Origin of the sequence: Epilithonimonas zeae (assembly GCF_900141765.1) — a bacterium.
Classification (GTDB): Bacteria; Bacteroidota; Bacteroidia; order Flavobacteriales; family Weeksellaceae; genus Epilithonimonas; species Epilithonimonas zeae.
The window spans coordinates 592,355-619,208 of sequence record NZ_FSRK01000001.1; the positions used below are offsets into that span (position 1 = coordinate 592,355).

A 26,854-nucleotide genomic window follows, 5' to 3' on the forward strand; every position below is an offset into this window, starting at 1 on the left:
AAATGACTCTCTTTTTTATTTCAACTTCTCCGCAATATATTTAGCGGTAAAAGACTTTTTCTCTTTAATCAAATCTTCCGGAGTTCCTGTGAAAACAATTTCGCCACCGTATTTTCCTGCATTGGGGCCAACGTCGATAATGTGGTCGGCACATTTGATAATATCGGGCTGATGCTCAATCACCACCACAGAATGTCCTAATTCTATCAATGCCTGAAGCGATTTCAGTAATTTTTTGATATCGTGGAAATGCAGACCTGTTGAAGGTTCATCAAATACAAATAACGTTTTGTCCGTCGTCACACCTTTCACAAGAAAAGAGGCTAACTTCACTCTCTGCGCTTCACCTCCGGAAAGAGTAGAAGAAGATTGACCTAATTGTAGATAACCTAAACCAACATCCTGAAGAGGTTTTAATTTGGTTGCTATTTTCTCTTCGTGGTTTTCCTTGAAGAATTCTAACGCTTCGTCAACCGTCATATGAAGGATATCCGAAATATTTTTCTCGTCGTATTTGATTTCTAGGATTTCTTTTTTGAAACGCGTTCCGTGGCAATGTTCGCATTCCAGCTCGATATCCGCCATAAACTGCATTGAAACGGTAATCACGCCGTCACCCTTACATTCGTCGCATCGCCCGCCATCTACGTTGAAAGAAAAATGCTTTGGTTTCAGACCCTGAACTTTCGCTGATTTTTGTTTGGCAAAAAGGTCACGGATATCGTCGTAAGCTTTCAGATAAGTGACTGGATTGGAACGCGACGATTTTCCAATCGGGTTTTGGTCAATCAATTCAATATTTTGAATCAATTTTGAAGGAAATGCCACCGAATCATAATCCGCTTTTTTTCCACCCATTCCAAGTTGAATTTGAATGGCATTCGTCATCACTTCTTTCATCAGAGTCGATTTACCACTTCCGGAAACGCCTGTGATAACGGTCAGACATTCTAAAGGAACATTGACATCTACATTTTTCAAGTTATTTTGACGAGCGCCTTTTATCTCGATGAATTCTTTTGTCTTTCTTCGTTTATTTGGAACTTCAATTTCCAAATCGCCATTCAGATATTTTGCGGTCAAAGTATCCGCTTTCATCATCGCTTTATAATCGCCACTGAAAACCAAATCGCCACCCAGATAACCCGCTTCCGGACCAATATCGATAATATAATCTGCTTCCCGCATCACATCTTCATCGTGTTCTACAACAATCACGGTATTTCCTAAATCTCGCAATTGTTTCAAAACACCAATCAGATTTTCGGTATCTCGGGAATGAAGACCAATGCTTGGCTCATCCAAAATATAAATAGAACCAACCAATGAACTTCCCAAACTAGTCGCCAGATTAATTCTCTGACTTTCTCCGCCGGAAAGCGTGTTCGAAGTTCTGTTTAATGTCAAATAACCAAGACCAACTTTAGTCAAAAACTCTAATCTTGTTTCGATCTCGTAAGTCAGACGTTTGGCGATTTCTCTGTCGTGGTCGTTGAGTTTTAAAGATTTGATTAATGGAAGCAATTCGTCCAAAGGTAGTTCAATCAAGGATTGGATATTATGTCCGTCAATTTTTACCCAGCTTGTTTCTTCTCGTAATCTAAGACCTTCGCATTCGTGGCAAAGTGTTTTTCCACGGTAACGCGAAAGCATAACTCTGTACTGAATTTTGTATAAATTTTCCTCCAGCATTTTGAAAAAATTATCAATGCTCGGGAATGTTTTCGTTTTGTCGCCTTTCCAAAGATATTGTTTCTGTTCTTTCGTTAATTGATGATAAGGCTTATGGATAGGGAAATCTTTAGCTTTTTTGATAAAATCCTTTTTCCATTCGCTCATACTTTCGCCTTTCCAAGAAGCGACTGCATCCTCGTGAAGCGACAAGTTTTTGTTTGGAATTACCAAATCTTCATCAATTCCAATCACTTTTCCGTAACCTTCACAAGTCGGACAAGCACCGTAAGGATTGTTGAAGCTGAAATAATGAACATTTGGTTCATTGAAAACGATGCCGTCTAATTCAAATTTATTAGAAAATTCACGGATATTTCCTGTATCCGTATTTTTAAGTGAACAATAGCCGTGGCCTTCATAGAAAGCCATTTGGATAGAATCTGCCAAACGTTGCAGGAAATTCTCATCTTCCTCGTAACTGAATCTATCAATCACGAGATTAATCGTCATATCTTTCTCAGGCGTGAATCCGAAACTTTCCAAATCCTCAATACCAGCAAGATTTCCATTTACTTCCAACCTCGTGAATCCTGAGACTTTAAGGGTTTTCAGTAATTCAGCAAATGTTTCTTTTTCAAATGTCAAAGGCGTCAAAAGTAAAAAGGTAGAATCTTTTTTGGAAGCCTTGATGAAATCAATCACGTCCGTTACGCTGTCTTTTTTTACTTCCTCTCCGGAAACTGGTGAATAAGTTCTTCCAACTCTGGCGAACAACAATTTCATATAATCGTAAATCTCCGTAGAAGTCCCAACCGTAGAACGCGGATTGGACGAAATCACTTTTTGCTGAATCGCAATTGACGGAGCCAAACCTTTGATGTCATCAATTTTTGGTTTTTCCAATTTGCCCAAAAACTGGCGTGCGTATGAACTCAAACTTTCCACATAACGCCTTTGTCCTTCGGCATAAATGGTGTCGAAAGCCAGAGATGATTTTCCACTTCCAGATACCCCCGTAATCACAATTAGTTTGTTCTTTGGAATCAGAACATCTATGTTTTTCAGATTGTTAAGGTGCGCATTTTTAACGAAAAGAAATTTCTTGATATCGATGTCGGTTGTTGTAGCCATAGTAAAAATAAGACCCACAAAATTACGCAAAATTTAATCGTTTTCGGGTAAGTTTTTGTATTAAAAACTATTAAGATTTTCTTAATGAATTTAGCAACTTAACTCAAGTGAATCTCTATATTTGCGCCCGATTATCTGAAAAGGAAATTAAACTATGAAGAGAATAATTGTGGCTTTGTCGGCTGTTGTTTTGTCAATCAACGGCTTAGCACAGAACAAAGAAAATGAAATTGATGAGGTCAATTTACAGGGTCGGTTTTTATCGATTCCTTATAATGATGTGAATGAAAATGTGACAGTTATAACCAAGCAACAAATCCAAAACAGTCCAGCAACCAGCATCGATGAATTGTTGCAATTCCATTCTGGGTTGGATATCAAAAGACGAGGTTCCAACGGTGTTCAGAGTGATATTACAATTCGCGGAAGTTCGTTTGAGCAGGTTTTGATTTTGGTGAATGGCATTAGAATGAATGATTCGCAGACTGGACATAATACCTTCAATCTTCCGTTTGATATTTCGGCGGTGGAAAGGGTGGAAATTATGAAAGGCTCATCAGCAAAACTCTATGGACAGAATGTTTACGCAGGTGTCATCAACATCGTTACGAAATCATCTTCCGAAGAACAAGTGACGATAAAAGCGCAAGGCGGTGATTTCAAAACTTATGATTTGTCGGCTTCTGCAACTTTTGGTTCGGAGAAATTCACCAATCTATTTACAATTAGCAATGGCGCTTCCGATGGTTATCGATTCAATACAGATTATCAAATCAGGAATTTCTTCTATCAAAATAAATTAAAACTGAATGAAGGAAGTCTGAGTTTACAGGCTGGTTTTTCTGAAAAGAAATTTGGGGCGAATGGTTTTTATGCTTCGCCTTCAGCCATTAATCAATATGAGGAAACGCAGGCTTCTGTGGTAAGTTTGCAGTATCAGCAGAAATTTAATCAATTGTCTGTCAACTCTAGTGTTTATTGGCGAAGAGGACAGGATATGTATCTGTACACACGCTCAAATCCAGGTGGTTACAGAAATATGCACATCGGAAATAATGTTGGCGGAACCGTGAATGCGAGTTATGAATCATCACTTGGAACCACGGGAATTGGTGTTGATTATAGGAAAGAATTTCTTGCGAGCAGTAATCTTGGCGACAGAGAACGGAATGTGACGCAGGTATTTTTTGACCATCAATTCCGATTCTTTAATCAGAAACTGGAAGTCAATCCTGGTGCGAGTTTGGCAAATTATTCGGGTCAGAATTTTTTCTATCCTGGGATGGATGTTGGGTTTATTTTCAATCCCAATCATAAAGTGTTTGGAGCGGTTTCGAAAGGTTTCAGGATTCCGACTTTCACCGATTTGTATTACGTGAGTCCGGCTGAAATTGGAAATCCAAACTTGGTTCCTGAAAGTGCGATTTCATCAGAATTAGGTTATCGATTTCAGAATGAAAAAATATTGGCGAAAGTCAGCGGTTTCATCCGAAATACAAACAATGGAATCGATTGGTTGAAAGAAACGCCGGAAAGTCCTTGGAAAGCTGAAAATGTAGGAAAGATTCATCTTAAAGGTTTCGAAACAGAATTTAAACATCAATTATTTTCTTTCCTTAATTACCGTTTGGGCTACACGTATCTTGATAATCAATACAAAAATGAGGAGCTTTCCAGATACGCTTTGCAGAATCTGAGACATCAGTTTGTGGCACAATTAGATGTGAAGTTTTTGAAATTTTTCAGCAATCAATTGATTTACAAATATTCGGAACGTGTGAATCTTGGAAGTTATAATATTCTTGATGAACAACTTAATTTCCGAATCAAAGACCTTAATTTTTATGTCTTAATCAATAACTTGACGAATGCAAAGTATGTAGAAACCAATCTAGTTCCAATGCCGGGAAGATGGTTTCACGTCGGATTTACTTATCAAATTAAAATGAATTAATTTTGTAAAATGACTTCGAGAGCCTCAGTCTGACAACACTGAAGTTAGGATAAGAGTTGTCACATTAAGCTTGTCGAAATGTCTATCAAAATAACCTAAATTTGCAAAAAATTAAACAATGGCAGCTTACCTGGAATTCAATTTCAAAATAAAACCTCTTCAACCCTGGAACGAAATATTGATGGCAGAACTGATAGAAATTGGTTTTGACAGCTTCACAGAAGAATATGACGGTATTCTTGGTTATATCCAAAAAGACCTTTTTAAAGAAGAGGATTTGAAAAATATTTACCTTCTGCAAAATGATGAAGTTGAGATTTCATACACCTACGAGGAAATGCCAAATATCAACTGGAATGAGGAATGGGAAAAGAATTTTTCACCAATTAATGTGGAAGATAAAGTCCTAATCCGAGCAGAATTTCACGAACCGAATCCAGAAATGCACGAGATTGTGATTCAGCCGAAAATGTCTTTTGGAACCGGGCATCATCCTACGACGCACCTGATGATTCAACAAATGTTGGATATGGATTTGGAGAACAAAAAAGTGCTTGATATGGGTTGCGGAACCTCGGTGTTGGCCATTTTCGCAAAACAAAAAGGAGCGGGCAGAACTGTTGCCATCGATATTGATGAATGGTCTGTAGAGAATTCCAAAGAAAATGCAACGCGTAATAATGTGGAATTGGATATCGAATTGGGAACTGCTGACAATCTTGGCAAAGAAAAATTCGAAATTATCTTAGCAAACATCAACAGAAATATTTTGATTTCTGACATTCCGACTTATGTTTCCGTCTTGGAAGATGGTGGAAAATTGTTGCTTTCCGGACTTTGCTTCTTCGATGTTGATGATATTCTGGAAGTCTGCACAGAACAAAATCTGAAGCTTGAGAAGAAAATCCAGAGGGAAGAATGGGTTTCTTTGTTGTTGAGTAAATAATGTTTATTGATAAAAGTAAAAGCCTCGAAAACTAATTTTCGAGGCTTTTTTTATTTTCTTACAAGGCTTTCTGTGCTATTTTTTAATTTTGTTTTTACTGTTTCATACCATTCGCTTTTTAAAATGCTCAGTCTTGTGACGTCAATTCTATTTCCTTCAGCATCCTTACTGCAATTTCTCAGAATGCCTTCTACAACACAGCCAATACTTTTCATTGCATTTAAACTTCGGGAATTTTTACTGTTTGCAGCAAAGGCAACACGTTCCATATTCAGTTTTTCAAAAGCAAATTCTAATAACAAGTATTTGCAATTTTTATTGATTCCCGTTCCTTGGTATTCTTTTCCATACCAAGTGTAACCAATTTCAATGGTTTGATTTTCTAAAAAAATCCCATAAAAACGAGTGCTTCCGACATAATTATTTGTCCTTTTGTCAAAGATTATAAATGCGTATTCTTTTTCTTGTTCTCTTTGGAAAATTGCATTAGAGATATATTTTTCAAGATTATCTTTTCCGTTTGCGCCGCCAGCATTGAATTTCCAAATCTCTGGTTCATTTTCAGAATAGGTTAGTAGAACGTCAAAATCAGAAGTTTTAATAGGCTCTAATCTTACAACTTCATTTTCTAGAATGTAATTTTGCTCAAAGTCGAAATTCATAATTTGTGTTTTTTATATATTGTATAATTATTTCCTCTCATCAGTTGATAAAATCGCATAACCATAATTATCCGACCAACCAGATTTAAGTGGCAGCAATTGTCTTGTATGCGCTTCTCTCAACATTCCAACCTTTTCTAAAACAGTGAACGACCCCATATTATCAACAGCGCAACCAGCTTCAATCCTATGAAGTTTCAAATCTTCAAAACCGAATTCTATAATTTTTCTTAGGCTTTCTGTTGCGTAACCTTTATTCCAAAATCTATAATCAAACTGAAACCAGATTTCGGCATTTTTGTAATGCTCTTTTCCTAGATTGATTCCAATCAATCCAATGAATTTTTCCTCAGCTACCAAATCAATCGCAAATGTGAATTTTTTAGGATTCTCCTGGTTATTTTCAAGAATCCAATTCTCAACTGTGATTTTAGTTTCGTTGAGGTTTTCGGGAATTTTGGAAGTATTATATTTCGAAGTTTCTTCTAAGCTTTGTAAGTTATAAACGTTTTCAAAATCACTTTCAGAAATAGGTCTTAAACTAAGTCTCTCAGTTTTTAAAGTAATGTTCATCTACTTTTGCGGATATTTCTGAATCAAAGCCTGCAAAATCGCCCAGGTTTCTGCATCTAAAATTCCACTGTAATTGCTCGGTCGGAAATGAAATTGGAAAGCCTCAATCGTTTGTTTCGTAGTTTTGTCCCAAACACCATTAACTGATAACGTATATCCAAACTGAACCAATTGCTGTTGAATCTTAGACACAAATTCCGGATTGTTATACTGTAAAACAATATCGTTGGTTGTTAATATTTGATTGAGGAAATTCTGTTTCGTTGTTTCATCATACCACATCCCAACTTGATAGTCGTCATAAAGTCTTTTCCAAGGAAAAAGTGGTCCTGGATCTTGTTTCCTGGTTGGCGCAATATCAGAGTGTGCTAAAATATTAGTTGGCGGAATATTATATCGCGTCACAATATCTTTTACCAAAGCTGCCACTTTTTTGAACTGTTCTTCCGGATAAGGATAAAAAACACGATTGTTCAAAGAATCTGTTGTGTAGCCAAGATTTACGATTTCAATTCCAATTGAAGTGTCGTTCAGGTTTTGGTCTTTTCTCCAATTGCTGACGCCTGCGTGATAGGATCTTTTATTTTCATCCACTAATTGATAGATTTCTTTGTCAGGAAGTGTACTTACAAGATAATGCGCGCTGACAGATTGCTGTGTCAAAGTTGTGATAGATTTCTCATCATTAAGAACAGTATAATGTAAAATAACATATTTCTGTCTGAAGTTTTGACCAATGGCAGGGAAATAAGTTTTTACAATTTTGAAACCTGATGGATTTGCGCTTACTATAGATCCATAACTTGCGGTGTTATCATTCTTAGTAATATCAGCAATATTGACTCTATAATATTCTCCGTCTTCTTCTTTTATTTCCGGTTTTTTTACTTGAACAATTGGTTTTGGAGCATTAGGAAGCGCTGGACTAATTTTTTTTGCAGTTTTTTGTTGTGTTCCGCAAGAAATAATTAAGGTTCCTAAGGTTATGAGATATAATGAATTACGCATTCGTGCTAGTTTTAAGTTTATTTTTGTGATTCAAAAATATGAAAAAAAATAAATAAAAAATTTTGGTAGTTATGCAAAAGTCTTCTATATTTGCACTCGCAATAACGGGATAGTATTTGTCCCCAAAACTGCAAGGAGAGTTGCCTGAGAGGCCGAAAGGACTTGTTTGCTAAACAAGCGAACTGGAAACGGTTCCAAGGGTTCGAATCCCTTACTCTCCGCAACTAAAGATGGCTAATCGGGGCGTAGCGTAGTCCGGTCATCGCGCCTGGTTTGGGACCAGGAGGTCGCAGGTTCGAATCCTGCCGCCCCGACAATTTTAGTAATTTTAAAAATTACGATGGGTGCGTAGCTCAGCTGGATAGAGCATCTGCCTTCTAAGCAGACGGTCAAAGGTTCGAATCCTTTCGCGCTCACAAATTGGAGATCGTTTGGTCTCTTTTTTTATATCATAAGATTGGTGTTCTAGATTTGAATATAAAGTCTTAATCTTCGGGGCGTAGCGTAGTCCGGTCATCGCGCCTGGTTTGGGACCAGGAGGTCGCAGGTTCGAATCCTGCCGCCCCGACAGTTTTAGTAATTTTTAAAATTACAAATGGGTGCGTAGCTCAGCTGGATAGAGCATCTGCCTTCTAAGCAGACGGTCAAAGGTTCGAATCCTTTCGCGCTCACTTTAAACTCACAATTTTTATTGTGAGTTTTTTTATTTCAAATCTAAAATTTCTATTTGTTTTTATTTATTCATTTATTAAATATTTTATAATTATTATTTAATTTTTCTCATTCATATTGGAATATGATATTAATTTTTCATTTTTTTTCTTGAATATGTTTTTTGTATCAATATTTTTCTAATATTTGCAGTCCAAAATACAAACTTCAGGTAATTGGTAATAAAAACTACTCCCTAATAAACGATGAATGAAAAAATATCTTACGAGTCTAAGCGTGAGAAAAAACAAGAGTTAGAAAGACTGCATAGACAAAATCTTAAAAATAGAGCCATTGTAGAACCTCATAAATTTAGTTTTGATGATTTTATTTTATTATTAATTATTACAATTTCTCTTTTTCTTTTTGATATTTTAGGTTCAATATTCTAATGTTAAATTCATATCCATATTTTGCTTATTCTTCAGTGAAATAAAATAATTTTGTTTTATTTTCGCTGAAAATTACTTTTTTATAATGTGGAAGTTTATCAAGAAACTGTTTTTTATACTTATTGTAGCAAATATCCTATTCGTGATTTTCGGAATATTCTTTAATCCACCAATTACATTAACGCAGTTAGGAGGTCTTATAAAGTACGGAAAGCTACATCGCGATTATATTTCTTATGAAGATATGGGAAGCAATATCAAGAAAGCTGTAATTGCTTCAGAGGATCAATTGTTCTTTACACATAATGGATTTGATTATAAACAAATCGAAAAAGCCTTGAAAAAAAATGATAAGAAAGGAAAGGTTGTAAGAGGAGGAAGTACTATTTCTCAGCAGACTGCAAAAAATGTTTTTCTTTGGCAGGGTAGAAGTTGGTTCAGGAAAGGGCTGGAAGCTGTTTATACATTCATTATAGAAAAGGTTTGGGGAAAAGATATTATTCTTGAAAGATATCTCAATTCGATAGAAATGGGTCAGGGTGTTTTCGGAATTGAGGCTGCATCTCAATATTATTATAGTAAACCAGCAAAGGATTTAACCAAAAGTCAAGCAGCTTGGATTGCTGCTGTTTTACCGAACCCAAAAAAATACGATCCAAAAAATCCTAGTCCGTATCTTAACAAAAAACACAACTGGATTATGCGCCAAATGAACAATATTGTTCTGAAATAATTACTTTTGTAGTAATATGGCGATTAGATTACTCAATAAAGACAGTTTCAGCACTATTCTGAAAAATCATTTTAGTGAAAGAAATGAGACTGTATCTTTACAGCCTTTATCGGAAATTATTTCGAGTCTTAAAAGAGAAGACCTTGATGTCTTTACGGCTTATTTGAAGGATAATGATAAGATTAAGGAGAATCTGATTTATTATATTTATAACGTTTTTAAAGATCGACCGTTCAATCTTTCGTTAACCGAGGCGGATATTCTTTCTGAGAATGCGTTTTACCCGGAATTCAAAAAGAGAATCCTTAACAAAGTTTTGCCACCGATAGAAAATGAGAAAACGATTTGGTATTTGGTGGATAATGTTCTGGTAACACCTAGAAAAGACCTTCAGTTTTTTCAGAATTCGCCAGAAGACAAGATGGATGAACTTTTTCAATTATTGAGAATTGATCAGTTTATCAATAATAATCACGTCAAAAAGGAATTACTTTTTTCAATTAATATTTTGGCTTGGCGTGTAATTGGAAACGCGCTGGATGTTGAGGTGATGAAAATGGTTCCGGAATATAGAAATTTTGATAACCCATTTTTAGCACTACAAAATGAGTTGGATCTGCTGAATGCCAAATTCAAAGAGAGTTCAAGTTTTAAATTGACTTCTTCAGATGAAATTTATAAGCAAACCAAGATTTACCTTGAGCAGTGCCTTGATTTTGTCACTATTGCTTTCAAAAATTCCTCAAAATACGGGATTTCCAGCAAGACTAATCAATCATTACTAAAAATCAGACAACAGCTACAAAGAATGGCTGATATTATTAAATTATTTGTTGTTGATGAGGAAAAAGATTATTTGATCAATTCAAAACAGCTGTTTTTTAATATTATCAAGTACAAATCTCATAAAAATAATCTTCGGGATTTGGTTTCTGATAGTACGAGATTGATGTCGCATCTCATTACAAATCATACTGCAGAAACAGGAACGCATTATATCACATCCACTTTCAAAGCCTATATGAAAATGTTTTGGAAAGCTTCCGGAGGTGGAGTTATTGTCGGAGCGCTTTGTGTTCTGAAGATGCTTTACAGCTATGTTCCTGCCAGTGATTTTGCGCACGCATTTTTGTTTTCTATGAATTATGCGATGGGATTTGTGATGATATATCTGATGCGTTTTACTTTGGCAACCAAACAGCCTGCGATGACGGCTGCTACTATGGCAAAAGTTCTCTCAGAAGGCGATAACAAAAATACTTATGTAGAATTTGCACACGTGGTTTCTCAGCTGTTTAGGTCGCAGTTCATCGCATTTGTCGGAAATGTTCTGTTGTCATTTCCTGTTTCATTGATAATCATTTATGGATTAGAAATTCTTTTTAAGCAGAATTTTGCTTTCGAAAAATCTTCAAGATTGCTCTATGATCTTAATCCTTTTGATTCCAAAGCTATTTTACATGCTTGTATTGCTGGAGTTTTCCTTTTTATTTCGGGTGTGATTTCCGGTAATATCAGTAATAATTCAGTTTTTTATCAGATTCCGAGAAGGATTGCAAAAAATCCGTTTATCAATTATTTCTTTGGTCAAAGTATAGCAAAGCGTCTATCCGATTATTATTCGAAGAACTGGGCAGGCATTGTTTCCAATTTTTGGTTTGGTGTTTTTTTAGGAGCGACGGCGCCAATTGGGCTTTTCTTAGGTTTAGATTTGGATATTCGTCACATTACTTTCGCAGCTGGAAATTTTGCTTTAGGCTTATATGGGAAAGATTTTGTAGTGAGTTCTTACACGTTTTGGATTTCCTTTGTCACGGTTTTTGTGATAGGTTTTTTCAACTTCGCCGTTAGTTTTGGATTGTCCATGTTATTGGCATTCCGAAGCCGAAAAGTGGAAATGAGCGAAGCGCGCGAGATTTTTAAAGAAATTTTCAGATATTTTGTGAAAAATCCATTTAGGTTTTTCTTTCCTTTGAGGTCTAGATTGGACGAGAAGAGTAAGCGAATGATTCAGGATGTTTCTACAAAATCAGAAGGTCATTAATCAAAGATTCGTCTTTTAAAACTTCCTGAAATTTCTTTAGAAAAAAGGATTTTCTCATTCGGAAATCGTTTTTCAGAAGAGGTGATTTGATTCTCAAAACCAACACTTTTTCTTTTAAATTCACCATTTCGATTTCTGAAAAAAGATCGCTGGAAAGATAATCTTCCAAAAAATCCTTGATCTCAAAAGCTTTCAGTTTATCCTCAAAACCATAAATTCTGGCGAAAGAATTCACAAGTTCGGATGATTGATATTCGCGTTTTTTTCTGCTCATAATTAAGATTGTAAAAGTAGAAAATTCAAATTCAAAATAGTATATTTGCGCACTGAAAGTTCAAAGTTTATTGTTCAAATTTTTTTAACTCTGAACCTTAAACTCAAAACCTTAAACCTTATTTTATGAAATGTGGAATCGTAGGTCTTCCGAATGTAGGAAAATCAACCCTTTTTAACTGTCTTAGCAACGCCAAAGCGCAATCTGCCAACTATCCGTTTTGTACGATTGAACCTAACTTAGGAACGGTTTCCGTTCCGGATCCAAGACTTTTCGAACTGGAAAAAATTGTAAATCCTGAGCGTGTTTTGCCTGCAGTTGTAGAGATTGTGGACATTGCTGGTTTGGTAAAAGGAGCGAGCAAAGGTGAAGGTTTGGGAAATCAGTTCTTAGCCAACATCCGTGAGTGCGAGGCGATTATTCATGTTTTGAGATGTTTCGATAATGGAAATATTATCCATGTTGAAGGTTCTGTAGATCCTTTGAGAGATAAAGAAATCATCGATATAGAGTTGCAGTTAAAAGATCTGGAAACTATCGGAAAAGCGGTTGATAAAGCTAAAAAGTTCATTAAATCTGGTAAAAAAGAGGATGTTTTAACTTATGAAACATTACAAAATCTTCAAAAATTTGTTGAAGATGGAAAAAATGCCAGAGAGTTTTCAACGGATGATTTTACAAAATCAATTATTGGAGAAGTTCAATTGTTGACCAATAAGCCAGTTCTTTACGTTTGTAATGTAGATGAAAATTCTATCAAAAACGGAAACGATTGGATTGCTAAAATTGAAGAGATGGCTAAAAGCGAGGGCGCTGAAGTTGTAGTTTTAGCAGCTCAAATCGAAGCTGATATCAATGAACTGGAAACTTTCGAAGAAAGACAAATGTTTTTGGAAGAGCTTGGTCTGGAAGAGCCAGGAGTTAACAGATTGATCAGGAAAGCTTACGATCTTTTGAAATTGCAGACTTATTTCACAGCTGGTGTTAAAGAGGTTAGAGCCTGGACAATTGGTCAGGGTTGGACTGCGCCACAAGCTGCCGGAGTTATCCATACAGATTTTGAAAAAGGTTTTATCCGTGCAGAAGTAATTAAATATAATGACTATATGACTTACGGAACGGAAGCGAAAGTGAAAGAAGCTGGAAAGTTATCTGTAGAAGGAAAAGAATACGTTGTTCAAGATGGAGACATTATGCATTTTAGATTTAATGTATAATTGATCACCATTTTATATAGATTAAAAACTCTCGATTTGTCGGGAGTTTTTTATTTGTACTTTAGCAAGAATTTTTAAAAAAATAAAAAATTATGGTTAAAAAATTATTATTTGCTTCATTTGCATTATCTAGTTTGATGGGTTTTTCCCAAACATCAGTATTTAAAGAAGATTTTGAAGATGAGGCATCTGTTGCATTGTGGAAAGTTTACGATCGTGATGGAGATGAGCAGACTTGGGAAATTCTAAATGCTGAACTTAATGAACTTCCTAATTTTACAGGGAATTTGGCTGTTTCCTTTTCTTGGTATTTGGAAGCATTCACGCCTGATAATCTTTTGGAAAGTCCGGCAATTACTCTTCCAGCTTCTAATTCTCTGTCATTGTCATTTAAAGCAGCAGCAGGAGATGAAGAGCTTTTTGAAGAGCATTATGCTGTTTATGTTATCCCTGCAAATTCTACTTTCAGTGGAAATGAAACGCCGGTCTTTGAAGAAACTTTCGATCAGGGATATACTGAGACTGCAAAAATAATTAACATCGATATTTCATCTTATGCTGGTCAAGACATTAAACTTGTTTTTAGGCATTATGATTGTGAGGATGTTTTCTATATGGGAATTGATGATATCGAGATTAAAGATAATGCAGGATTGGCAGTTTCTGACTCATCAGCCTTATCAATTAAAGTTTTTCCAAATCCGGCTTCAGATTTTGTCAAAATCCAAGGTGTTGAAAATATAGAAAAAATCAGAATTTTTGACATGAATGGAAAAATGGTTTTAGAAAATCAGGCTTCAGAAGCTGATATTAGAAAACTTCCCGTTGGACAATATATTCTGAATGTTCATACAAAATCAGAAATTATTTCTAAGAAAATTATTAAAAAATAAATTTTATAAGCCTTCAATTCGAAGGCTTTTTTCATAAGTGGATTTCAAAAAAATGTATCTAAAAAATTATCCATAAAACTTTCAAATTAAAATCCATTTCGTTAAATTTGTGAGTTACCGATTCTTACCAATCTAAACTTTTTTTAGAAATTCAATTTTATGAGCGAAATCAATCCTGCAAATTATTCCGAAGACAATATCCGTACCCTTGAGCCAAGAGAACACGTAAGGTTGAGACCTGGGATGTATATTGGAAAATTGGGTGACGGATCATCGGTTGATGACGGTATTTATATTTTGCTCAAAGAAGTTTTGGATAACTCTATCGATGAGTTTAGAATGAAAGCAGGAAAAAGAATTGATGTGAAAATCAAGGATGGTAGTGTCATCGTACGTGATTACGGTCGAGGAATTCCTTTGGGGAAAATTGTGGATGTGGTTTCCATTATGAATACAGGTGGAAAATATGACGATGGCGCTTTCAAAAAATCGATTGGTTTGAATGGTGTTGGTACAAAAGCAGTGAACTTTTTGTCCACTTATTTTAAAGTAAAATCCGTACGCGAGGGCAAAACCAGAGTCGCAGAATTCAGAGAAGGAAAATTAGATATTTTACACGACGAAGCTGAAACGTCTGATAGAAATGGTACCGAGATTACTTTTGTTCCGGATGAAAGTATTTTTATCAATTACAAATTCAGGAATGAGTATGTGGAAAAAATGCTCCGCAACTACACCTACCTTAACTTAGGTCTGAAGATTTATTTCAACGGAGAAGTATTCGAGTCTCAAAATGGCTTAAAAGACTTGTTGGAGGAAGAGATTGATGGAGAAATTGTTTATCCAATCATTCATATCAAAGATGAAGATATGGAAGTAGCGATTACACATTCTGACAAATCTCAGTCTGAAACTTATTTTTCTTTTGTTAATGGACAATACACTTCGCAGGGTGGTACGCATTTAAATGCTTTTAAAGAAGCTTATGTAAAAACTGTTAGGGAGTTTTTTAATAAGAATTTTGAAGCGGTTGATATTAGAAAAGCAATTATTGGTGCGGTTTATATCAACGTTGGTAATCCTGTCTTCGAGTCCCAAACCAAGACAAAGCTGGGATCGGCAACGATGGGTCAGGATAAGGATGGAAAAGAATTAGAAACCATCAAGACCTTTGTTATCAATTATCTTAAAAATAAGCTGGATAATTACCTTCATAAAAATCCTGAAACTGCAGAAGCAATTCTCAAAAAAATAATGATTTCGGAAAGAGAAAGAAAAGAACTTTCCGGAATTCAGAAACTCGCAAGAGAAAGAGCGAAAAAAGTTTCGCTTCACAATAAAAAATTGAGAGATTGCAGACATCATTATAACGATCAGAAAGCATCCAGAAAATCCGAAACAATGATTTTCATTACAGAGGGAGATTCTGCTTCTGGATCTATTACCAAGTCCAGAGATGTGGAAACACAAGCCGTTTTTTCATTGAAGGGTAAACCCTTGAACTGTTATGGATTGACGAAAAAAGTGGTTTATGAGAATGAGGAATTCAACCTTTTGCAAGCTGCTCTTAACATCGAAGAAAGTCTTGAAGATTTAAGATACAACCACGTAATTATCGCTACAGATGCCGATGTCGATGGGATGCACATTAGATTATTGATGATTACATTCTTCCTTCAGTTTTTCCCAGATTTGATAAAGAATGGACATTTGTATATTTTGCAAACGCCACTTTTCCGAGTTAGAAATAAGAAGGAAACGAGATATTGTTACTCGGATTCAGAAAGATTAAAAGCTTTGGATGAATTAGGCAAAAATCCAGAAATCACACGATTCAAAGGATTGGGAGAGATTTCTCCTGACGAGTTCAAACATTTTATTGGAAAAGATATTAGATTAGAACCTGTTGTTCTTGGAAAAGATCAAACTATTGATCAGCTTTTAGAATTTTATATGGGTAAAAATACACCAGACAGACAATTATTCATTTTGGATAATCTGGTGGTGGAAGACGACTCCAATATTGATAAGAAGAAAAATTTAGAATCTGCATAATGCGACTCAGTAATAGAAATAGATACGCCTATTTTAGCTTCATATACTCACTTGTGGGGATAGTTTTTATTTTGGGAGTTATAGCTTATATTCTGGAAATCAATAAGTTTGATATTTTCGGTAAAAAAGCTTGGGTTTTATTAGCAGCTCCCTGCTTACTGTTTTTATTACTTTATCTATTTGGTAGACCTATTTTTGAGTATGACAGTGATGGCGAAGCACTCAATTTTAGAAATAATCATATTCTCTATCTATTGGCCAAAAAAAACGCAAAAGATGAATTTCCAAAATACAAATTAATAAAATATAATATCGTTAATGCTTTTATTTTCAAGAGATTGTATGTTTATGTCAGCAGTAAAAAAAATCATATTACCATCTTGAAATATGATATCAATTATCTCAGCAAAAAGCAAGTAAAAGATTTGAAATTTTCTTTAAATAAAGTAGTAAAGACCAATAACGAAATTGGGCACGAAAACGAAGATAATACAGTTGCAGTTTAATGGAAGAAAGTACACATCACGAAGAGAGCCTGAAAAAAGTTTCGGGACTGTATAAAGATTGGTTTTTAGATTATGCGTCTTATGTAATTCTAGATAGAGCAATTCCTTCTATTTTTGATGGTTTGAAGCCGGTTCAGCGTAGAATTATGCACTCTATGCGAGAATTGGAAGATGGTCGTTACAACAAGGTTGCGAACATTGTCGGGAATACAATGAAATACCACCCGCACGGTGATGCTTCGATTACCGATGCTATGGTTCAAATAGGTCAAAAAGAATTATTGATTGATACCCAAGGAAACTGGGGAAATATCTATACAGGTGACTCTGCAGCTGCTGCAAGATATATCGAAGCGAGATTAACGCCATTTGCTTTAGATGTTGTTTTCAATCCTAAGACAACGCACTGGACTAAATCTTATGATGGTAGAAATAATGAACCAATCGACCTTCCTGTAAAATTCCCTCTGCTTTTAGCGCAAGGTGTTGAGGGAATTGGAGTAGGGCTTTCTACGAAAATAATGCCTCATAACTTTAATGAGTTAATTAATGCATCAGTTCTTTACCTGAAAGGCAAAAAATTTGAATTATATCCGGATTTCCTAACTGCGGGAATGCTAGATGTTTCCAATTATAACGATGGTCATAGAGGTGGGAAAATCAGAGCAAGAGCTAGGATTTCGCAGAAAGAAAAACATTTATTGACCATTACAGAATTACCTTTTTCAAAGAACACAAGTGATCTTATCGACAGTATTCTGAAAGCCAATGAAAGAGGTAAGATTAAGATTAAAAAAATAGAAGATAACACGTCTGATGTTGTTGAGATCAATATTCATCTTCATCCAGATGTTTCGCCGGATAAAACAATTGATGCACTTTACGCATTCACAGATTGTGAAGTTCCAATTTCTCCAAATGCCTGCGTAATTGTTGGTGATAAGCCAATGTTCTTGTCAGTTTCTGATATTCTGAAGCACAACACAGATCATACGGTTGCTTTGCTAAAAAAAGAATTGGAAATCGAGCTCCACGAGTTACAGGAAAGCTGGCATTTTTCTTCTTTGGAAAGAATTTTTATCGAGAATAGAATTTACCATGATATTGAGGAAGTTAAATCTTGGGAAGATGTTATAAAAACTATTGATGAAGGTTTGAAACCTCATACCAAACATCTTCTGAGAGCTGTAACAGAAGAAGATATTGTCAAATTAACGGAAATCCGAATTAAGAGAATTTCTCGTTTTGATTTAGATAAGTTCAAGGAAAATATTCTGGCTTTGGAAGGTAAGATTGAGCAAGTGAAACATCATTTGGCGAATCTGATTACTTATGCAATAGACTATTATACGAATATCCAGAAAAAGTACGGAAAAGGAAAAGAAAGAAGAACAGAACTTAGAATTTTCGATACGATTGATGCAAGTAAAGTTGCTGTAGCCAACGAAAAACTGTATGTCAATCGGGAAGAAGGTTTCATCGGAACATCACTCAAAAAAGACGAATATTTGTTTGATTGTTCTGATATTGATGATATTATTACATTCCAGAAAGATGGAACGATGAAAGTTGTAAAGGTTGAAGGCAAAACATTCATCGGGAAAAATATTGTACACGTTGCAATCTGGAAAAAGAATGACAAACGTACAGTTTACAATTCCATTTACAGAGAAGGTCGAGAAGGTCCTTATTATATGAAACGTTTTTCTGTGACTGGTGTTACTAGAAACACAGATTATAAATTAGCCTCAGATAAAAAATACTCAGAAATGCTTTATTTCTCAGCCAATCCAAATGGAGAAGCCGAAGTTGTTTCTGTTTTGTTAAAACCAAATGCAAGAGTCAGAAAGAATAAAATTGATATAGATTTCTCTGATGTCATGATCAAAGGTCGTGATTCCAAAGGGAATTTGGTCACCAAATATGCTGTGAAGAAAGTCGATTTGAAAGAAGAAGGCGTTTCCACTTTAGCACCTAGAAAAATTTGGTTCGATGACTCTGTACGTCGTCTTAATGCGGATGGAAGAGGAAGTTTGCTCGGAAGTTTCAAAGGTGATGACAAGATTTTAACCATCAATTCTCAAGGCGAAACCAAATTAGTTTCATTCGATTTGATGAACCGTTTTGATGATGATTACTTGATTCTCGAAAAATGGAAGCCGGAACAGCCAATCACTTGCATCTATTTTGATGGCGAGAAAGATAAATATTTTGTTAAACGTTTCCTTTTGGAGAATACGAGCAATGTTCAATCCTTCTTTAGCAACGAGAATCCAAAATCGTTCTTAGAATTTGTAACCACGGAAGTTGGAGCAACTGCAGAATTGATTTATCCAACCATCAAAGGCAAGCAAAAAGAATCAGAAACCATAGATTTGGATGAGTTTATCGCAGTGAAAGGAATCAAGGCAATTGGAAATCAATTGACCAAAGATAAAGTCAAAAACATCAATATCACCATTCCGGAACCACCGGAAATCATTGAAGAAGAACCGGAAATCGAAGAAAAAACCGTTGAAGATTTAGACGATGACGGTGGAACAATCGGAAGTCTTTTTGACGAAGAAGAAAATTAAAAAACACACTAATTTATTAAAAAATGAACATCGTTTTACTACTCATAATCGTAATTACTTGTGTCACAAGTTACATCGGATTCCAACAACCCGAATTATTCCAAAAATACAAATTCGAGGTTAGCGCAATCCAGAGAAGAAAAGAATATATCAGATTGCTGTCTTCCGGCTTTCTCCACGCAGATTTCCTGCACTTGTTTTTCAATATGTACACACTATACATTTTTTCACCTATAGTATTGATTCCTGTTGATTATTACCAAGATGGACTAGGCGGATTTGGAGTAGGCGGATTTTTAATCATTTATCTTGGCTCGATAATCTTGGGGAATTTATTTTGCCTCTACCACTACAAAAATGTACCGTTTTATTCCGCAATTGGAGCTAGTGGAGGCGTTTCAGGGATTCTATTTGCTGCAGTAGCTTTGGCTCCAAGAGAAATTGAAATATGGTTTATTCCAGGCTTTTTGTTCGGTGCATTGTATTTTGGATACTCCGTTTATATGATGCTGAATCCAAGGCAAAACGACAACATCGGTCATGCTGCGCATCTCGGTGGCGCATTTTTCGGATTGGTTTACGCCGTGATTGCTTATCCGGAATTAGCGCAGCAAAATGCTTTGTACATTGGGATTATGGCTTTGCCATTGGTCTATTTATCTTATGAGATTTTTGTCAGAAAAAGAATTGGATAATTTATTTTCGGGAGCATCACATTTTCAGTTTTGTTAGAACTTCTCTAACCCGCTGTCCGCTATATCTTTTTTGATAGTGCCATAATTATAAGTTTTCAAAAAAAAATTTCTACAACGCACTATCAAAAAAGGATGCCGCTACCATCGGGGCTATGTTGAGGTTTTTCCCTTCTTCCACCGGTTTCAAAATCTCATTAAAATCTTTCCTAAGCGAAGCGCCTTTGTGAACTTAACAACATAGGATTTACAAAAATCTTTTTGTGCTTTGTGTTCAAGATTATTTCCTCACAAAAATCATTCTATCATTTCCAGAGATATCTTTCAACAGTTCAGCTTCAGAAAAATTTTGGAATAATTCCAAAGTTTCTTTTCCTAATTTCTGATTAATTTCAAGGAAAACCATTCCGTTCTCGGAAAGATGATTTATAGAATCATTAGCAATTTTTCTATAGAAAATCAAAGCATCAGAAGTAGGAGAGAAGAGTGCAATATTGGGTTCAAAACCTTTGACCGAGTCTTTAATTTCCGTGTTTTCTTCAATTCCTATATAAGGCGGATTGCTGATGATAATATCATAGATTTCATCCAGCTTTTCATTCAGATAATCTTTGTTGATGAAATTGATTTCAACTTTATGAAATTTAGCGTTTTTATTAGCAATATCCAAAGCATCTTTAGAAATATCAATGGTAGAAATTTGAGCTTCCGGAAAATATTTCTTCAAAATAATCGGAATAATCCCGCTTCCGGTTCCAATGTCAAGAATCTTGAGTTGAGGAGCGGAGTCGAAGATTTGAATCTTTTTACTTTTCTCTTGAATGTTCCCAATTGCTAACTCCAGCAATTCCTCCGTTTCGGGTCTTGGAATAAGAACGTGCTCATTGACGAAGAATTTCATTCCATAAAACTCAGTTTTTCCAAGGATTTGCTGGAATGGTTTCCCTGTTTTCAATTCCGAAATGGCTTCTGAGAATCTTTTTGAATCGATTTTAGATAAATCTTTATCGAGATTTTGTCTCAACTCAATTTTATTCAATTCAAGAAAATGTTCACAAAAAATAGATAATAATTCTTCAATTTCTGATTTGGAATAAAGCTCAGAAAGCTCATTTTGAAAAAGAATTTTAAGTTCAGAAATTGTCATATTTTAAATTTGCGAAATCAGCAAAATCTGCGAGATTTATATTTTAATAATTTATCTTGTGAAAACCAAATTAGTTTCAGTCGACAGCTTTTCATCAATCAAATAATTCTCATAATTAAAAGCTTTCAATTCGTCAATAGTCTGAACGTTATTTTCTGCGCAGAAACGAAGCACCAAACCACGAGCGTGTTTTGTATAGACAACAATCGTTTTCAATTTCCCGTCAGGCTGAATTTGCTTAAATTCAAAATCAATCACTTTCGACTTCAATTTTTTTCTTTCAATGACTTTAAAATATTCTGTACTTGCAAGGTTGATCAAAAGTTCACGTTTTTTTAATTCAGAATTGATTTGCTCTGTCACTTTTTCAGTCCAGAATTCGTAGAGGTTTTTATAAGAATCGAACTGGAAAGGTCTTCCCATTTCCAAACGATACAACATCACTTTGTCCGAAGGTTTCAAAAGTCCATAAAGTCCGGATAAAATTCTGTAATTCTTCTGAAGGTAATCAACCGCATTTTTGTCCAAGCTTTGAGCGTCCAAACCTCTGTAAACTTCTCCTGTGAAAGCAAACATTGCGGGTGCTGAGTTTTTAGCTGTCGGTTTCGAGGTCCATTTTTGATTTCTTTCCCAATTTTCGTCTGCCAGTTTTGGAGAGATTTCCATTAATTCTGCTAAGAATTTTGGAGATTTTTCCTTCAAAAATGATTGGATAAATTCTGAGTCCTTGATAAATTTAGGTGTTGTACTTTTTAAAAATTCTGTAGAATTCTCTACATTCATCAATTTTGCAGGCGATGTTATGAATTTCATTTTTAATGTCAGTTGATAAGTTGTCAGTCTGTGGTTCTCGAAGACTTAATTAAAAACTTTGTTTATTTTTCCTTTTTTGACTTCGTCGAATCTATGATTTTTTGGATCTGTTATAAAACTCCTTTTCCTTGTCTGATGATTTCCGGTTCTCCGGAAGTCAAATCTACAATTGTAGAAGCGGTATTATCTCCATAACCAGAATCAATGACGATGTCAACCAGTTTGTCATATTTTTCGGCAATCAGTTCTGGGTCGGTAGAATATTCCAAAATCTCATCATCATCGTGGATAGAAGTGGAAACAATCGGATGTCCCAATTTTTCTACAATCATTTGCGGAACAATGTGGTCTGGAACTCTGATACCAACCGTTTTGTGTCCTTTATAAGCTGTCGGAAGATTTCTGTTCGCTTCCAGAATGAATGTAAACGCGCCGGGTAAATGCGTTTTCAGAAAACGAAAAGTAGATGTTTCTATCGGTTTCGTAAATTCGGAAAGATGACTTAGGTCATTACAGATGATTGAAAATTTATGTTTATCAATCTTGATTCCTTTTATCTGAGCGAGTCTTTCCATTGCTTTGTGATTATAAATATCACAGCCAATCGTGTAAATCGTATCCGAAGGATAAATGATAACGCCACCGTTTTGAAGGACTTTTACGGCTTCGTCTATTAAATTTTCTTGCGGATTTTGCGGGTATATTTTTAAGATTTTTGCCATAATCAAAGGTACAAATTTATTTAAAGACTTTTTATTACGAATTAAAAACCCTTTCATAGTTTGAAACTATGAAAGGGTTCAATAAAAAAGAGAATCAATTTTTTGATTCTCTTAGTTTGGTTGCGAGGACACGACTCGAACGTGCGACCTCCGGGTTATGAGCCCGACGAGCTACCTACTGCTCTACCTCGCGATATTGTTCTGCAAATATACGAATTTTTCGATATAAGTCAAGTGAATTGGAATTTTTATTTTTTTTACTGATTTTAAATTCTCGCAGATTGAGCTAATTTTGCTGATAATCAATAATCTGCTTAATTAGCAAAATCTGCAAGAGGATATTTTAACTAATTTTACAGATGAATCTTAATTTTTAAAATAAAAAAGAGAATCAAAAAATTGATTCTCTTAGTTTGGTTGCGAGGACACGACTCGAACGTGCGACCTCCGGGTTATGAGCCCGACGAGCTACCTACTGCTCTACCTCGCGATATTGTGGTGCAAAGATAAGACTTTTCTGATACAAGTCAAGTTTATAATCAAATTTTAAATTAATAATTATTTATATTTTGATTTTCAATGAGTTATGATATTTAACGTCTTTTAACTATAAAAATAGTTGTACGGATGAAAATTAATCCTACATTTGTATTACTAAGTTTTTAGTGATATAAGATTGATTGTTTTTAAAGTTAAAAAATATGAATAAGTTAACCAAAGCAGAAGAACAGGTAATGCAGTACCTTTGGCAGATAGAGAAAGGATTCTTGAAAGACGTCTTAGAATTGTTTCCCGAGCCAAAACCGCATACCAACACGATTTCCACGATTCTGAAAATATTGATGGAAAAAGGATTTGTTAATCATAAAACTTTTGGAAGACAACACGAGTATTTTCCTTTGATAAGTAAAGAGAATTATAGCGGAAAGTCTATCAGAAGCCTGGTTAAGAATTATTTCGAAGGTTCTTATACCAATGCTGTTTCATTTTTGGTAGAAGAAAACGAAATCAGTGTGAAGGATTTGGAACTTTTATTAGACGAACTTAAAAACAAGGAATAATGGAACCACTGTTACTGTATTTTGGCAAAATGATTCTCTGCTCTGCGGTGATGTTTGCTTATTATCTTTTGTTCCTGAAGGATAAAACTTTCCATCATTACAATCGGTTTTATCTTTTGTTGTCGGTTATTATAAGTCTGGTTCTGCCACTTATAAAGGTTTCCTATTTTACGATAGAGACCGATAAGAACTTGTATCTGCTGCTTAGTCAGCTCAATCAAAATCAATTACAAACAACTACAAACTATGATATCACTATTTATTCGGTTTTTTATGCAATTATTGGAGTGGTTTCAATCATTCTTTTAATTAGATTAATTGTCGGAATCCTAAGAATCCAATCTATTAAAAAACAATTCCCAAATGAAACAATCGAAGGAATCAAATTCTATCAGACTAACTTAAACAACGCACCTTTCTCATTTTTTAGAAATCTTTTCTGGAAGCAGACGATTCAGTTGGATTCGCCTGTCGGACAGCAGATCCTGAAGCACGAGATGGTTCATATTCAACAAAAACACAGCTGGGACAAACTCCTGATGCAGGTGACGAAATCTGTTTTCTGGTTCAATCCCGTGTTTTACTTCATCAACAAGGAAATCAATCTTATTCACGAATACTTGGCGGACAAGAAAGCAGTCAAAAAATCGGACACAAAAGCATTTGCGCAGATGCTGTTGGAGAGTCATTTCTCTGGTTCTATTTTGCCTGTCACAAGTCCTTTTTTATCATCTAACCTCAAAAAAAGACTTACAATGATTACAAAAAATCAAACCAAGTACAGCTATGCACGCAAATTATTTGCGCTACCAATCTTATTTTTTATGGTATTTGCTTATATGGTAAATGCTAAAAACAAAGAAATCAAAGAAACGAACAAAGCAATTGAAATTGCTGTAAACGAAATGAAAAATGACACGATAAAACCTAAAACTTCCGAGTTTGACAGTTTATCGATGAGTCATCAAAAACAAACACAATTATATTCTGAGGCTTTGAAAGAAGACCATTTGAAAATGTCTGCGCTCAGTACAAAAATGGCTGAAAAAAGCAAAGCATTATCGGCTCTTAAAAAAGCTAAAAAAGAAGATTCATCAGAATATAAGGCTTTAGAAAATGATTTGGAAAATCTATCTAATAAAATGCAGTCTATTGTAGATTCTGACAATTACCAGAAGAATCTAAAAGGTTTAGAAGAACATTCTGAAGCGATGGCTAAAATGTATGATTCTCCAGAGTTCAAGAAACGAATAGCTGATGCCGAAAAAGCAGGCAGAGATGCTGAAGCAATGGTTAATTCTCCGGAGTTCAAAAAGAGAATTGCTGATGCAGAAAAACAGGCAAAAATTGCAGAACGAATGATGAATTCTCCGAAGTTCCAGAGAGATTTGAAGAATGCGCAGAATCAAGCCGAGAAAATGCAGATTAAAGTCAATTCGCCTGAGTTTCAAAAAATGATTCAAGATGCTCAAAAAAGAGCACAAGATGCGGTTGAAAAGTATGGAAAAATTTATACGGGCGAAGAGTTTCAGAAAATGATAAAAGACCAATATGGGAAAGATGCTTTTGCGGATGGAACTGTAGCTTATGGTTTTGATGCTTCTGATCTGCCAGATTTTAAAGATTTTTCTTCCAATTTCAATTATAATTTTTCTAATGATGTATTTTATAATACAGAAAAAACGACGCTTACTCCAAAAGAGTTGAAAAAATTTGAAAAGAAAAGAGCAGAGCTTCAAAAAAAGCAAAAAGAATTATTGGAGGAACAAAAAAAGCTTCAGAAAAAACAACAGGAATTGAATAAAGAAGCGCGTCAGAATAATCCGCTGAAAATCAGTTTTAATTCTAATTTGGATTCTCCTAAAACATTGGTTTATAATAAAAATATTACGCCGCCACAAAGAATCAGTAAATCAAACCAGGTTATTATTTTTGATAAAACTACAGATGGTAATCCACAGCGTGTTTTTAAAGCAGATGCAATTAAAATAATTAATACATCTGATACTAAAGGTTCATTTAATCCTAATAAAGCAAAAGTTTATATTAATGGAAAACTTACTGATATAAAGGAGGTTGACAAGTTAGACCCCAATATGATTGCATCAGTTAATATTTTTAGTGCAAATGATGCTGGTAAAATTGAAATCATTACAAAATAAACAATTTACATTCATAACATTTAGCCGGTTCGCCGGCTTTTTTAATACTTATAACAATGAAAAAACTATTAATTAATTTATTTCTGATTTTTGGGATTCTGACTTTTGCTCAGAATAAGAGATTCATTTACGAATACAAATTCATTTCAGATTCGACCAATCTTGAAGATCTTAAAACAGAAATGATGTTCCTCGACACTACAAAAGATGGTTCCAAATATTATAGTTACACGGTTTTCAATTCCGATTCTTTGATGAAAGCAGATTTAGAACAACAGTTAAAAGCCACAGGTTCTATCAATGTAAAAACCGATATGAGAAAAGGGAACGTGAGATATTCTGTAACGAAAACCTATCCAGATTACAAAACTAATCTTCACAGAAAATTAGGTATGGATGCTTACAATATTTCCGAGGACAGAAAAATCAACTGGAAAATCTCATCAGAAAAAGAAAAAATAGGCGAATGGAATGCCCAAAAAGCTGAAGCCGATTTTGCAGGAAGACATTGGATTGCTTGGTTTTCGACGGAAATTCCGATTCAGGACGGTCCTTATAAATTCAGAGGTTTGCCGGGGTTGATTGTTAAGATTGAAGATAAAACAGGTTCTCACAAACTGGAATTGAGAGGTATTAAAAATATTGCTGGAAATGTAGATGTCAATGTATGGAATGCTAAAGAAATTGTGGTCAATTCCAAGCAGTTCCAAAAAGTGATTAAGGAATACGAAAATGATCCAACAAAAGGAATTAAACAAATCCAAATGGGCGGGACATCCATCGTATTAACCGGAAAAGATGGAACCTCGACAAAAATTGCAAAAGATCAGGAAGACCGATTGAAAAATCAAATCAAAAAAGATAATAACAGAATTGAACTTAATATTGTGAATTAAAAAAACTCCACT

The 26,854-nt window shown here is 34.9% G+C and carries 22 protein-coding genes and 7 tRNA genes; 19 read left to right on the forward strand and 10 right to left on the reverse strand.

Annotated features, from left to right (window positions below; translation table 11 throughout):
- Positions 1-15 precede the first annotated feature (15 nt).
- Positions 16-2,805 (reverse strand): excinuclease ABC subunit UvrA, encoded by a 2,790-nt coding sequence (gene uvrA, locus BUR19_RS02610; protein WP_074233374.1) that lies wholly within the window; start codon positions 2,803-2,805, stop codon positions 16-18.
- 154 nt (positions 2,806-2,959) lie between these two features.
- On the opposite strand from uvrA, the gene BUR19_RS02615 reads away from it, so the two are divergent.
- Both BUR19_RS02615 and prmA read left to right on the forward strand, forming a co-directional pair.
- The gene (locus BUR19_RS02615; protein ID WP_074233375.1) at positions 2,960-4,759 is read left to right on the forward strand and encodes a TonB-dependent receptor plug domain-containing protein; all 1,800 of its coding nucleotides are present in this window, start codon (positions 2,960-2,962) and stop codon (positions 4,757-4,759) included.
- A 118-nt stretch (positions 4,760-4,877) separates the two neighbouring features.
- The gene (prmA, locus tag BUR19_RS02620; protein ID WP_074233376.1) at positions 4,878-5,705 is read left to right on the forward strand and encodes a 50S ribosomal protein L11 methyltransferase; all 828 of its coding nucleotides are present in this window, start codon (positions 4,878-4,880) and stop codon (positions 5,703-5,705) included.
- Between the two features lie 50 nt (positions 5,706-5,755).
- Here the strand turns inward: prmA and BUR19_RS02625 are convergent, their stop codons facing one another.
- The 3 genes from BUR19_RS02625 to BUR19_RS02635 are packed head-to-tail and all read right to left on the reverse strand — an operon-like array spanning position 5,756 to position 7,948.
- Positions 5,756-6,367 carry a GNAT family N-acetyltransferase gene (locus BUR19_RS02625; protein ID WP_074233377.1) on the reverse strand — a complete coding sequence of 204 codons (612 nt, stop codon included), beginning with the start codon at positions 6,365-6,367 and terminating at the stop codon, positions 5,756-5,758.
- Positions 6,368-6,394: 27 nt separating this feature from the next.
- Positions 6,395-6,940 carry a GNAT family N-acetyltransferase gene (locus tag BUR19_RS02630; RefSeq protein WP_074233378.1) on the reverse strand — a complete coding sequence of 182 codons (546 nt, stop codon included), beginning with the start codon at positions 6,938-6,940 and terminating at the stop codon, positions 6,395-6,397.
- On the reverse strand, positions 6,941-7,948 hold the full coding sequence (locus BUR19_RS02635) for an N-acetylmuramoyl-L-alanine amidase (protein WP_074233379.1): 1,008 nt from the start codon (positions 7,946-7,948) through the stop codon (positions 6,941-6,943).
- 134 nt (positions 7,949-8,082) lie between these two features.
- Between BUR19_RS02635 and BUR19_RS02640 the strand changes: the two genes are divergently transcribed.
- The 8 genes from BUR19_RS02640 to BUR19_RS02675 all read left to right on the forward strand — a co-directional run bounded on the left by BUR19_RS02640 (position 8,083) and on the right by BUR19_RS02675 (position 11,828).
- Positions 8,083-8,169, forward strand: a tRNA-Ser gene (locus BUR19_RS02640).
- An 18-nt stretch (positions 8,170-8,187) separates the two neighbouring features.
- Positions 8,188-8,262, forward strand: a tRNA-Pro gene (locus BUR19_RS02645).
- Positions 8,263-8,290: 28 nt separating this feature from the next.
- Positions 8,291-8,364 (forward strand) — tRNA-Arg (locus BUR19_RS02650).
- A 77-nt stretch (positions 8,365-8,441) separates the two neighbouring features.
- Positions 8,442-8,516: transfer RNA gene (locus BUR19_RS02655), tRNA-Pro, on the forward strand.
- A 29-nt stretch (positions 8,517-8,545) separates the two neighbouring features.
- Positions 8,546-8,619: transfer RNA gene (locus BUR19_RS02660), tRNA-Arg, on the forward strand.
- A gap of 246 nt (positions 8,620-8,865) precedes the next feature.
- Positions 8,866-9,051 (forward strand): hypothetical protein, encoded by a 186-nt coding sequence (locus tag BUR19_RS02665; RefSeq protein WP_074233380.1) that lies wholly within the window; start codon positions 8,866-8,868, stop codon positions 9,049-9,051.
- An 85-nt stretch (positions 9,052-9,136) separates the two neighbouring features.
- The gene (gene mtgA, locus BUR19_RS02670; RefSeq protein WP_074233381.1) at positions 9,137-9,784 is read left to right on the forward strand and encodes a monofunctional biosynthetic peptidoglycan transglycosylase; all 648 of its coding nucleotides are present in this window, start codon (positions 9,137-9,139) and stop codon (positions 9,782-9,784) included.
- Positions 9,785-9,800: 16 nt separating this feature from the next.
- On the forward strand, positions 9,801-11,828 hold the full coding sequence (locus tag BUR19_RS02675) for a recombinase (protein WP_074233382.1): 2,028 nt from the start codon (positions 9,801-9,803) through the stop codon (positions 11,826-11,828).
- Here BUR19_RS02675 and BUR19_RS02680 read toward each other — a convergent pair.
- On the reverse strand, positions 11,806-12,102 hold the full coding sequence (locus BUR19_RS02680; RefSeq protein WP_074233383.1) for a hypothetical protein: 297 nt from the start codon (positions 12,100-12,102) through the stop codon (positions 11,806-11,808). The genes BUR19_RS02675 and BUR19_RS02680 overlap by 23 nt on opposite strands.
- 125 nt (positions 12,103-12,227) lie before the next feature.
- Here BUR19_RS02680 and ychF point away from each other — a divergent pair, with 125 nt between their 5' ends.
- The 6 genes from ychF (at position 12,228) to BUR19_RS02710 (ending at position 20,044) form a co-directional block, all read left to right on the forward strand.
- Entirely contained in the window at positions 12,228-13,319 is a 1,092-nt protein-coding gene (ychF, locus tag BUR19_RS02685; RefSeq protein ID WP_074233384.1) for a redox-regulated ATPase YchF, read from the forward strand.
- Between the two features lie 92 nt (positions 13,320-13,411).
- Positions 13,412-14,212 (forward strand): T9SS-dependent choice-of-anchor J family protein, encoded by an 801-nt coding sequence (locus BUR19_RS02690; protein ID WP_074233385.1) that lies wholly within the window; start codon positions 13,412-13,414, stop codon positions 14,210-14,212.
- A gap of 159 nt (positions 14,213-14,371) precedes the next feature.
- Positions 14,372-16,267 (forward strand): DNA topoisomerase IV subunit B, encoded by a 1,896-nt coding sequence (locus tag BUR19_RS02695; RefSeq protein WP_074233386.1) that lies wholly within the window; start codon positions 14,372-14,374, stop codon positions 16,265-16,267.
- The gene (locus BUR19_RS02700) at positions 16,267-16,773 is read left to right on the forward strand and encodes a hypothetical protein (protein WP_074233387.1); all 507 of its coding nucleotides are present in this window, start codon (positions 16,267-16,269) and stop codon (positions 16,771-16,773) included. The genes BUR19_RS02695 and BUR19_RS02700 overlap by 1 nt, the downstream gene beginning before the upstream one ends.
- Entirely contained in the window at positions 16,773-19,349 is a 2,577-nt protein-coding gene (locus BUR19_RS02705) for a DNA gyrase/topoisomerase IV subunit A (protein WP_074233388.1), read from the forward strand. The genes BUR19_RS02700 and BUR19_RS02705 overlap by 1 nt, the downstream gene beginning before the upstream one ends.
- 23 nt (positions 19,350-19,372) lie before the next feature.
- Positions 19,373-20,044: a rhomboid family intramembrane serine protease gene (locus BUR19_RS02710; RefSeq protein ID WP_074233389.1), complete on the forward strand. Its 672-nt coding sequence runs from the start codon at positions 19,373-19,375 to the stop codon at positions 20,042-20,044.
- Positions 20,045-20,321: 277 nt separating this feature from the next.
- Here the strand turns inward: BUR19_RS02710 and prmC are convergent, their stop codons facing one another.
- From prmC to BUR19_RS02735, 5 genes are all read right to left on the reverse strand, one after another.
- A complete protein-coding gene (gene prmC, locus BUR19_RS02715; protein WP_074233390.1) occupies positions 20,322-21,188 on the reverse strand; it encodes a peptide chain release factor N(5)-glutamine methyltransferase in 867 nt (288 codons plus the stop codon).
- Positions 21,189-21,239: 51 nt separating this feature from the next.
- A complete protein-coding gene (yaaA, locus tag BUR19_RS02720) occupies positions 21,240-22,001 on the reverse strand; it encodes a peroxide stress protein YaaA (protein WP_074233391.1) in 762 nt (253 codons plus the stop codon).
- Between the two features lie 110 nt (positions 22,002-22,111).
- Positions 22,112-22,723, reverse strand: coding sequence for an L-threonylcarbamoyladenylate synthase (locus BUR19_RS02725; protein WP_074235514.1), 612 nt, complete (start codon positions 22,721-22,723; stop codon positions 22,112-22,114).
- Positions 22,724-22,840: 117 nt separating this feature from the next.
- Positions 22,841-22,916: transfer RNA gene (locus BUR19_RS02730), tRNA-Met, on the reverse strand.
- Between the two features lie 221 nt (positions 22,917-23,137).
- Positions 23,138-23,213: transfer RNA gene (locus BUR19_RS02735), tRNA-Met, on the reverse strand.
- Positions 23,214-23,424: 211 nt separating this feature from the next.
- On the opposite strand from BUR19_RS02735, the gene BUR19_RS02740 reads away from it, so the two are divergent.
- Genes BUR19_RS02740 through BUR19_RS02750 form a run of 3 tightly spaced genes read left to right on the forward strand, consistent with a single transcriptional unit; the run spans position 23,425 to position 26,842 of the window.
- Complete coding sequence (locus BUR19_RS02740; RefSeq protein WP_074233392.1) at positions 23,425-23,784, forward strand: BlaI/MecI/CopY family transcriptional regulator; 360 nt, start codon at positions 23,425-23,427, stop codon at positions 23,782-23,784.
- Entirely contained in the window at positions 23,784-25,946 is a 2,163-nt protein-coding gene (locus BUR19_RS02745) for a M56 family metallopeptidase (RefSeq protein ID WP_074233393.1), read from the forward strand. Before BUR19_RS02740 ends, BUR19_RS02745 begins: the two co-directional genes overlap by 1 nt.
- Positions 25,947-26,002: 56 nt before the next feature.
- Positions 26,003-26,842 carry a GLPGLI family protein gene (locus BUR19_RS02750; RefSeq protein ID WP_074233394.1) on the forward strand — a complete coding sequence of 280 codons (840 nt, stop codon included), beginning with the start codon at positions 26,003-26,005 and terminating at the stop codon, positions 26,840-26,842.
- The last annotated feature ends 12 nt before the right edge of the window (positions 26,843-26,854 follow it).